At 56.2% G+C, this 1,010-nt stretch carries 1 protein-coding gene; it reads left to right on the top strand.

Features of this window, described 5'->3' with window-relative positions:
* Window positions 1-973: L-rhamnose/proton symporter RhaT (locus HDF09_RS20460; RefSeq protein ID WP_183769327.1), on the top strand; the 973-nt coding region annotated here is incomplete at its 5' end.
* Window positions 974-1,010: the final 37 nt, after the last annotated feature.

The following is a 1,010-nucleotide window of genomic DNA, read 5'->3' as shown; positions in this document are numbered from 1 at the left end:
TGCAGGTGCAATGTCGGGCAACTGCATGTTGCCCATGAAGTATACCCGCCGATGGCGACCGGAGAATGTCTGGTTTGTCTTTAGTGTCATCTCGCTGCTGTTGTTGCCATGGGTTCTGGCGTTTGCGCTGGTTCATCAGCTAGCAGAGGTATATCGCAGACTGCCGTTCAACGAAATGATGACGCCGTTGTTGTTTGGCGCAGGATGGGGAGTTGCGCAGATCTTATTCGGTGTCTCAATTCGACGGCTTGGTATGAGCGTTGGCTATGCGATCGTCGTGGGGTTGGGAGCGGTGCTGGGAACTCTGGTTCCGTTGTTTGTGGGACAGCGGACCTTCGTTTCGAACTCTGGTCTGGTGAGGATATTGGCTGGCGTCGTGGTCATGGTACTGGGAATCGCGCTCACGGCCTGGGGTGGACAGATCAAGGAGCGCGCCAGAGCAACGGAGGTATCGGATGAGCCGCAGCGGGGTTATTTAGTTTCAGTCCTGTTGGCGATGCTATGTGGGGTGCTGGCGCCGATGTTGAACTATGCATTTGCATTTGGACAAGGTCTCGCGGTGGAGGCGGTTCGGCTTGGAAATAGCCCTGTCGCGGCCGCGTACGCCGTGTGGCCCGTGGCCCTGTTGGGCGGCCTAATTCCCAACATTGGTTATAGTGTGTATCTTCTTCAACAAAACTCAAGCTGGGCGGCGTTCGGTCATAGCGCCCGGGATGTGTTTTGGCCAGCGCTAATGGGCGTGCTCTGGATGGGGGCGTTTGCGCTTTATGGAATGAGCGCAGTTTATCTGGGTGCACTGGGAACGTCGATTGGCTGGGGGCTGTTTCAAATATTCATGATCATGGCGGCAACGATGTCCGGATTATTGACGGCAGAGTGGAGAGGCGCTCCGCGGAACGCGATGGCATTGCTGGCGACGGGTATGGCGGGGCTGATCGGAGCGACTCTGCTTCTGTCATTCAGGGGACACTGAAGAAACCTATTGAATGGTCAGCAGGACCGAATGGATG

The sequence above is a fragment of the Edaphobacter lichenicola genome, from assembly GCF_014201315.1.
GTDB classification, from domain to species: domain Bacteria; phylum Acidobacteriota; class Terriglobia; order Terriglobales; family Acidobacteriaceae; genus Edaphobacter; species Edaphobacter lichenicola_B.
The sequence above is the reverse complement of the archived record's forward strand: the minus strand, read 5'-3'. Positions and strand labels throughout refer to the sequence as shown.